This window comes from Leptodesmis sp. (genome assembly GCF_052746595.1).
This window is the reverse complement of sequence record NZ_JBRAGO010000157.1, coordinates 1-6,668: the sequence shown is the minus strand read 5'-3', so window position 1 is coordinate 6,668 and position 6,668 is coordinate 1. Positions and strand designations below refer to the sequence as shown.

Genomic DNA, 6,668 nt, shown 5'->3' with positions numbered 1-6,668 from the left:
CCTAAGTTCTTCATGTCGATGCACCGCAAGCTGAAATTGCTGCAACGCAGAGCGGAACCAGCCAAACCTGCCCCAAGTGCTTGGCCACTGTCAGCAAGGGGTTGGAGAATAGAGAACATCATTGCCCTGAGTGTGGATATCGGACTCATCGGGATCATGCCGCAGCGGAGATGGTTTTGCATCGTGGATTAGAGAATGGAGTAACCCAGGGACTCTGGGGAACGGAAACAGCCTGTCAAGTCGGTCTGTCGGGGGTCTATGACCTAGATAAGTGGCGCGGGGCAGGAATGCTCAAGAGCGATCTTGGGAAGCCCGCACTGTATGCAAAGCATTGGTGTCGGGAGGATGTCACCAGGGGTCGATCGCACCCAGTTATCCGGAGATCTGTACGCCAAGGTCATTAAACAGGTGGATGAATCGGCTCATCGGTTTGCCATTCGGTTTACCTCCGTTCCGCCAGAAATCGCGATCGCCCTGCAAGCCCTCCGACAAACCAATTGATCTCATCTGGCTATTTGGAGTCATCATGGGGCTTTGTTGCCGTCAGGGCAAGGAGTAAGAGTCAATCGATGGTGCCAGCTGATGAGCCAACAGATAACCCAAGAGTTACCCAGATGAGGCAACAATTTCAACAATTTAAGGACGTTAAGGATGTCCGGATGCCGTCTGGATTTTGACGTTAAAGTATAAATAATTTCTTGATCGGTTAGGTGCAGCTTCGTTATCGCATTTTTCTCAACTGGTAAGAGGGCTTCATGGACTTATCTCATCTGGTGGTTCAGTTGGCGATCGCAGTCTTTTGTGGCGTTGTCGGCAATATGCTGATTCCGCGTGAGGTTCCCGGAAAATTTTGGGGTCTGGTGATTGTGGGTTTGATCGGTGTATGGATCGGCGAAATTGGCTATCGCTTACTGAAAGTCGAATACGGGGTGAATTACGACTTTCTAAACTGGCATATTAAGAATGTGCCTATTGTTCCAGCAATCGTGGGTTCTGCGATCGTCATCTATGTACTGACCACATTCCTGCGTTGGGGACGGTACAGATCCTGACTACGGATTAATGGTTCGTGACCGATGGGCTATTTCATAACAGTTCTTGCCCCGTTGTTTGGCCCGATACATGGCGCTATCGGCCTCTTTGACTAAATCCTCCAGATCCTGGGCATGGGTAGGAAACAAACTGATTCCCACACTGCTGGTCACCATAATAGTGTGGGTTTGAATCACAAAGGTTTGAGAAAGGGTAAACAGTACCTTTTCAGCCACGCGAATGGTATCCTCGGCACTGGGAACGGCAGGCAGGATCACGGTAAATTCATCCCCTCCCAGACGGGCCACGGTGTCACTACTCCGCAAACATCCCGTGAGGCGACGGGCAACTGCTTTCAGTAAGGCATCGCCCATGTCATGCCCCAACATATCATTGATCTGCTTAAAGCCATCCAGATCCAGAAATAGCAAACCGACTAATTGCTGACTATCTTGGGCCCGGTCGATCGCCTGTTCCAGATGCTCATAGAAGTACTTGCGGTTTGGCAGCCCTGTAAGGGAATCGTGGTTAGCCAGGTGGCTGAGATGATTGGCGGACTGCAGCAGTTCTGTATTAGAGCGAACTAGTTCTGCTGTAGTGCGCTTCAGTTCCTCTTCCAGTTGCTTGCGGTGAGTAATGTCTCGAATAATGCCGACTAAAAACAGGTTACCTGCCGCATCTTTGTGAAGCGATCGCTTGGTTTCAATCTGGTGAGTAAAACCACTTCGATCTGTAAAAGCTTCTTCGTTGTGATGTTCTTGTCCGGTTTTGAAGACTAGCTCATCCTGCTGCCAAAAAATATCTGCTTCAGTTGTGGGAAACACCTCGTAGTCCGATCGTTCTAGCAGGTCAGCCAGAGGATACCCGGAAAACCTGGAAAAGGCAGCGTTCAAAACAACCCACCGATGCTGTTGATCTTTGACAAAAATGGGGTCGGGAATCGTGTTGATAATTGTTTGGAGGAATTCTTTGGATCGCTGCAGTTCTTCTTGACGGCGGGCAATGTAAGCAATCGTGGCGATCGCAGAAATAGCTATTGCCAGGGCGGGAGAAACGGTGGGAATCCACCAGCCCACGAGTAAGGCTGCGTAGCCGATCGCCACCAGGCTGAGTCCGGCTACGATAATCGTCACAGTAGACCGATACAGAGATCGTACCCGCCAGCAAAGTATTCCTCCTAACCAGGCCCAAGCTCCGATCCACAGCCATTCCATCGGTTCTGGCCAGGATTGGAACAGAACCCGGCCATCTGTCGCAGCCCCCAGGATCTAGCTGATAATGTTGGCCTGTAATTCAACAGCAGGGACAGGCTGAGGTGGCCCGACTAAACGACTACTGTAAGAGACATTGGCAAAATCATTCAGACTGACGGCGGTATAGCCAATTAACACAATGCGATCGCGCAAAGCGGCTGCCGGAACCCTACCCTGCATCACCTCTGTCATCGTGACGCGGCGAAAGGTATTGGCTGGGCCACGGGGATTCAACAAGATTTGGTAGCCGCCGCTATCAGTTAATACATATCCTCCATCATCCCCAGTGAACCGATAAAACAAAGCCTTCCCTAATTGCATTTCTCCAGAGGGAGCGGCGATCAGTCGAATTCCCTCTGCTGATAAATATAAAAAAGCCAGGGACAGCGCAAAACTGGGCAGCACCGCCCGATGATCATGCGGTTTCCAATACAGCAGTCCGCGCCGCACCGTATTATCAGGATCCAGCACCACATTGTTAAACCCATACTGGCGGGTGTCTCTCAACACAGGAGGGGGCGGAACTTCTGGGCTGTCGTCGTCTTTAATATGGCTGATGCCAATCAAATTGGGAGACTTGCGATAAACCTGCTGCGACTGCTGATGGCCCGGTTCTACTGGAATATCGATAAATATCCAACCCGATTGCTCGTGGTTGGGCTGCTTGCAGTTTTTGCAACAACCGGGCTATCTAGCGATCAGACATGGGATACTGACCCGCATTTCGCAAATCTGCTTCATCAACACCAACAATGACGATGCGATCGTCTACAGGCTCGGGGGGACGTAATCGAATCAATTGATCCAGGGCGGCCAGTTCCCAGACTTGTAACAGTCCCACCAGGCGAATTGACACAACAAGGCCAGCCAAACCAAGGGACGTTACCGTAACTCTCCACTCACCCTGGAGTTTTTGCTTAAGAACAGCCCAGAGCTTTGGTCGGCGTTTGTCCAATCGCATAGTGCCATGTGTGAGAGCCTTGCTAGTTCATGGGGAGTGGGGTATTATAGGCCCAAGATTTCCCGAATCAGTTAGGACAATAACCTGCGATCGCAACAACACTTACCTGCCAGCATGGCATGTCGCTCAGTGAATGTCCTGTCCAAGGCTGCTCCAGGATGAAGTTTTTACGAAAGGTTCATGAAATTATAGGTGAATTAATGCCAGTTCTACAGTAAGGATAAATCGCCTGCCACTTCCAGTCGGGTGACATCACCCAAAACCATAAACATTTCAGCCAAACTTTCAGAGACGGAAGGCGTAATCCAGCCCATCTGCTTTAACAGGTGAATGGCAACCGCATATTTGGCGCGTTTGGCCCCATCCATCACCTTAATCGCCAACCCCATGCCTTCACCCACGCGGCCAATGCACTGAATTCCTTCTGCCCCAGTTTTGCTGACCAGTTCTCCTTCTGTGAGACGCATCAGTTCCGTATCAAACTCACCCGCTCCAGCAATTAGCGAGGGATGATAGACCATTGCCCGCACAATTCGTTCCATATCCAGGCTATTGCCAGATGCCAGATGGGCATAGAGCGAGGCCATTTGTCCGAGCTGCAGGAAATAGGTTGGTGCGCCACAATCATCACGAGCGCTGATAAATTCATCTCCTGGCATCCCCAAAATTTCCGCCATCTTCTGCAAGATGAGTTGCTGGACAGGATGGCTGGGCTGCAGATAACTGTTGAGTGTCCAGTTGCGTTGCTGACAAACGGCCAGCATTCCTGCGTGTTTACCAGAACAATTGTGTTCGAGTGGACTTTTTTTACCAGGTGGAATGGGGCATTGTAGAGCAGATGGATCGACATCAGCCCGCCACAGAATGTTAAAGGCTTGTCGGGTCTGTTCCACCTGGCCCTTATGAGAACTGCAAATAATGGCCAGATCCCGATCACTCAAGCCATACCGCTCCAGTGTTCCGGTGGTGGTCACGGCAAGCGCCTGAAATGGTTTGAGAGCCGATCGCACAAAGGTTGCTGTTTCGGCACTGCCAGCAACCGACAATATGCGACCGCGATCGTCGCAGACAACGGCCTGAACTCGATGTTGGGACTCAACCAGTCCCTCGCGTAGAAGTCGGACTTCTAATTCCGCGGCTTGTGTACGTCTTCCCCTAGTCATGGGTATGACTCTAACATCAGTCCGGCTCCATGAAGCAATTTCCTGGAAAGGTTTTAGTTTTTTCTAATACTGAGTTTGAGATTATCCCTATCCCCCATGAAATGGAACGACGAGCAAAGGAAGCAAGACCACTAGCAGCCAGAGCCAGGACGATCGCTGACCTTGCAATGGTGGATCCTCAGAATCACTCAAAATAAAATCGATCCGCTCCTTTAAGCGATCGCCAGAATTAGCCCAACTAAAGGCAGCGCACAAGTCCAGTTGCATAATGGGGGCACTCACGACCAGCAACAGGGATTCCGCCAGGACAAGCGGATCGACCAGTTCAGTTGCCCGGCGATCGGCTCTCAGTTCTCGCAACATCAGCAACTCCTGCCACAGTGCTTCTGTATTCGGGAGCCAGAGGGCAATGCGCCGTAGCCAGCCTAACCAGAAAAACCAGAAGGTGTCGCGGTGGTGGGCATGGGCCTGCTCATGGGTTAATACCGCTTCCAGGTGGGCTGGATCCAGACGATCGAGCAATCCCTGGCTGACCACCAGTTCAGACTGCCAGAATCCTACCTGGGCACTATATAGTTCTGAGGTGGTCAGTACGCGCGCGGAATTACCCTGCACCTCGAGCACCGGATACTGACGAAACTGCTGTATCGTCTGTTGTTCTTCCCAGAATAATTTACAACCTAGAATGAGTGTCCAAAGGAGAAAGGCGATCGCCAGCCCGTAGCTCAACCATCCCTCCCGGTGCCACATCATCTGCCCCGATGGCCCCATACACAGGATGGAAATAGCCGTCATTACCAGTAGTAGCGGGGGAAATAAAAAATATCCCAATGTTCGCTGCCAGCACTGATTCCAGTTGCCGCCAGATGGTACCCAGTGCCACCGCACCCATAACGCCAGTGTGACTCCCAGGACCATCATGAAAAAATGCATTACTGTTCCTGCCTGGCTTTACGAAGGGTTCGGAGTCGTTCTGCGATCGCTTCAATTTGCTCCACACTGGACTGATCCAGGCTATCGGCAAAAGCGGCCACAATATCCGGATTGCCAACTGCCAGAAACTGGTTGAGCTGCTCATAGGCTTGTAGCGCTTTAGCCTGTTGCTCAGAAATTAACGGTCGCCAGGTAAAACAGCGTTCCTGCTTATCACAGGCCAACCACCCCTTGTTCGTCAACCGATTCAATACCGTGGTGACTGATGCGTATGCCAGTTCTCGACCGGGATCGGCCAGAATTCGCTCATGCACATCCTTCACAGTCACGGTTTGCAGTTCCCAAACAATCTGTAAAATTTCCGCTTGCAGAGGGCCAAGAGAAAGCTGTTTCGGTCGGTGATTCGGTAAAGCCGCCATGAGTAATATTTTAGAGGGTTTTATTTATCTCTCCATTAGAGTAACGCCAACATTGGTAGGAAGGGAATAGGGATTGGGGGTTGGGAACTGGGGGTTGGGGATTGGGGAGTAGAAGTTTGACGGGCTGTCTTTTGACACCCGCGATCGCCCCCCTCCACAATTAGGGAACAATCTACAGCGTCATTTTTGATACGTACACAGCCCAATGCAGTGGTGAGTTCATTCAGTGGCTTACCCTCAAAGGGTTTTTTACTGGCTTTTTTTAGCTGGTTTTTTTATAATCCTTGTCCAGGTCCAGAATCATAAGTTCTCTAGTTCTTTGCTCGGAAAACGACCGTTCTCTAGCTGGACTTAGTTTAGCTGAAATTTATCACCGAACCTTTGGAGGAATTGTGAGAAAGCTGTTATCAATTTTGGTGTTAGCGATCGCCCTGTTTGCGATCCGCATTTATCCCGCTCTGGCCGATGCTTCCAGCGATACTCTGGCTCAAGGCGCAAAAGTTTTCAGTGCCAATTGTGCCGCCTGTCATCTCAACGGCACCAATGTGGTTGCGGCCAACAAGAATCTAAAAGCCGAAACATTAAAGCAATTTGGCATGTATTCCGAAGCCGCCATTATTAACCAAGTCACCAATGGCAAAAATGCCATGCCTCCTTTCAAAGGCCGCCTGAAAGAAGATGAAATTCAGGCGGTAGCTGCCTACGTTCTCGCCCAGGCTGATAAAGGTTGGACGAAGTAGGCGATCGTGTAACCCAGGTCTAAACAATCCTTCATGAGGAGAATCAAATGCAGCGGTCACTCAAACAGCAGGTCGCTAATTTGCAGCAGAACTGGCACCGAATTCTCCTCACCATGAGTCTAGTGCTCACTCTCTTATGTTTTTTAACTATTGAGGGGTTCGGGGAG

At 50.6% G+C, this 6,668-nt stretch carries 10 protein-coding genes; 4 read left to right on the top strand and 6 right to left on the bottom strand.

Annotated features, from left to right (window positions below; genetic code table 11):
• Nucleotides 1–80 precede the first annotated feature (80 nt).
• From ACUVQO_RS21840 to ACUVQO_RS21830, 3 genes are all read left to right on the top strand, one after another.
• On the top strand, nucleotides 81–404 hold the full coding sequence (locus ACUVQO_RS21840; protein ID WP_445927930.1) for a hypothetical protein: 324 nt from the start codon (nucleotides 81–83) through the stop codon (nucleotides 402–404).
• Nucleotides 322–501, top strand: a complete 180-nt coding sequence (locus ACUVQO_RS21835) for a hypothetical protein (protein ID WP_445927932.1) — start codon at nucleotides 322–324, stop codon at nucleotides 499–501. The genes ACUVQO_RS21840 and ACUVQO_RS21835 overlap by 83 nt, the downstream gene beginning before the upstream one ends.
• A gap of 254 nt (nucleotides 502–755) precedes the next feature.
• Entirely contained in the window at nucleotides 756–1,052 is a 297-nt protein-coding gene (locus ACUVQO_RS21830; RefSeq protein WP_445927929.1) for a hypothetical protein, read from the top strand.
• Here ACUVQO_RS21830 and ACUVQO_RS21825 read toward each other — a convergent pair whose 3' ends face one another.
• The 6 genes from ACUVQO_RS21825 to ACUVQO_RS21800 all read right to left on the bottom strand — a co-directional run bounded on the left by ACUVQO_RS21825 (nucleotide 1,053) and on the right by ACUVQO_RS21800 (nucleotide 5,761).
• Nucleotides 1,053–2,246, bottom strand: a complete 1,194-nt coding sequence (locus ACUVQO_RS21825; protein WP_445927928.1) for a diguanylate cyclase domain-containing protein — start codon at nucleotides 2,244–2,246, stop codon at nucleotides 1,053–1,055.
• A gap of 54 nt (nucleotides 2,247–2,300) precedes the next feature.
• Nucleotides 2,301–2,909, bottom strand: coding sequence for a CHASE2 domain-containing protein (locus tag ACUVQO_RS21820; protein WP_445927931.1), 609 nt, complete (start codon nucleotides 2,907–2,909; stop codon nucleotides 2,301–2,303).
• 67 nt (nucleotides 2,910–2,976) lie between these two features.
• Nucleotides 2,977–3,156: a CHASE2 domain-containing protein gene (locus ACUVQO_RS21815; RefSeq protein ID WP_445927927.1), complete on the bottom strand. Its 180-nt coding sequence runs from the start codon at nucleotides 3,154–3,156 to the stop codon at nucleotides 2,977–2,979.
• A 299-nt stretch (nucleotides 3,157–3,455) separates the two neighbouring features.
• Nucleotides 3,456–4,409, bottom strand: coding sequence for an asparaginase (locus ACUVQO_RS21810; RefSeq protein ID WP_445927926.1), 954 nt, complete (start codon nucleotides 4,407–4,409; stop codon nucleotides 3,456–3,458).
• An 87-nt stretch (nucleotides 4,410–4,496) separates the two neighbouring features.
• The gene (locus ACUVQO_RS21805) at nucleotides 4,497–5,330 is read right to left on the bottom strand and encodes a M56 family metallopeptidase (RefSeq protein WP_445927925.1); all 834 of its coding nucleotides are present in this window, start codon (nucleotides 5,328–5,330) and stop codon (nucleotides 4,497–4,499) included.
• 11 nt (nucleotides 5,331–5,341) lie between these two features.
• The gene (locus ACUVQO_RS21800) at nucleotides 5,342–5,761 is read right to left on the bottom strand and encodes a BlaI/MecI/CopY family transcriptional regulator (protein WP_445927924.1); all 420 of its coding nucleotides are present in this window, start codon (nucleotides 5,759–5,761) and stop codon (nucleotides 5,342–5,344) included.
• 392 nt (nucleotides 5,762–6,153) lie between these two features.
• Here ACUVQO_RS21800 and petJ point away from each other — a divergent pair, with 392 nt between their 5' ends.
• On the top strand, nucleotides 6,154–6,501 hold the full coding sequence (gene petJ / locus ACUVQO_RS21795) for a cytochrome c6 PetJ (RefSeq protein ID WP_445927923.1): 348 nt from the start codon (nucleotides 6,154–6,156) through the stop codon (nucleotides 6,499–6,501).
• Nucleotides 6,502–6,668: the final 167 nt, after the last annotated feature.